Raw genomic sequence first — 1,249 nt, forward strand, 5'->3', positions numbered from 1 at the left:
TGACCTGAGCCCCGAGTTTCATCCAGCTATTGGTAGAGCCCGGGCATCGATTGATGGCTTGTTGTTGATGGGATGGCAAGCAGGTGCAGGGCATGCCCTGCACCTGCTTGCGCGGCGATCTCGGATGGGGTCCTGCCGCCCAAGCTCGAGTGCGGCCTGACGGTGTTGTAATCCTCCTTCCAGGCGCCGAGCACGGCGCGGGCGTGGCCCAGCGAGGCGAACAGCGTCTCGTTCAGGCACTCGTCGCGCAGGCGCCCGTTGAAGCTCTCCACGAAGCCGTTCTGCATCGGCTTGCCCGGCGCGATGTAGTGCCACTCGACGGCCCGGTCCTGGCTCCAGCGCAGCACCGCCATGCTGGTGAGTTCGGTGCCGTTGTCGCTGACGATGGTCTGCGGCCTGGCCCGCCGCCGCCAGATCAGGGTGTCGAGCTCCCGCACCACGCGCTGGCCCGAGAGCGAGGTATCGGCCACCAGAGCCAGGCACTTGCGGGTGAAGTCGTCGACGATCGCCAGGATCCGGAAGCGCCGCCCGTTCGACAGCGCGTCGGACACGAAGTCCAGCGACCATCTCTGGTTCGGCCCGTCCGGGAGGCTCAGGGGTGCGCGCGTCCCCAGCGCCCGCTTGCGCCCACCCCGGCGACGCACCTGGAGCTTCTCCTCGCGATATAGCCGCCTGAGCTTCTTGTGGTTCATCGCGATCCCCTCGCGGGCCAGCAACAGGTGAAGGCGCCGATACCCAAACCGCCGCCGCTCGCGCGAGAGCGCCCGCAGGCGCTCACGGACCTCCCCGTCGTCAGGTCTGCACGACCGGTAGCGCACCGACGACCGATCCACCGCCAGGACACAACACGCCCGCCGCTCGCTCACCGCGTGCGCCGCACGCAGGTGGGCAACGGCCTCCCGCCTCGCTGCGGGCGTCACCATTTTTTTGACGCGATGTCCTTCAGCATGGCGTTGTCCAGCATCGCCTCCGCCAGCAACTTCTTCAGCCGCGCGTTCTCGTCTTCCAAGCTCTTAAGCCGCTTGGCCTCGGACACCTCAAGGCCGCCATACTTGGCCTTCCACTTGTAAAACGTCGCGTCGCTGATCCCATGTCGGCGGCATACATCCGCCGTCTTCTGACCCGCCTCCTGCTCACGCAAGATCGCGATGATCTGCTCTTCGCTGAACCGACTGCGCTTCATCTGATCCGTCTCCTGAAGGGTGACGGACTCTAATCAAATCTGGAGGAATTTGCGGGGCTCAGGTCA

The 1,249-nt window shown here is 65.8% G+C and carries 1 protein-coding gene; it reads right to left on the reverse strand.

The features are described 5' to 3' along the window. Nucleotides 1-26: 26 nt before the first annotated feature. Nucleotides 27-1,183 (reverse strand): IS3 family transposase gene (locus tag RIE32_07605; protein MEQ9096112.1). Its coding sequence is split into 2 segments (ribosomal slippage): nucleotides 27-931 and nucleotides 931-1,183, totalling 1,158 coding nucleotides; the frame shifts between segments, so codons are not numbered across the junction. Between the last annotated feature and the right edge of the window lie 66 nt (nucleotides 1,184-1,249).

The organism is Phycisphaerales bacterium (assembly GCA_040221175.1).
Taxonomy (GTDB): domain Bacteria; phylum Planctomycetota; class Phycisphaerae; order Phycisphaerales; family UBA1924; genus JAHCJI01.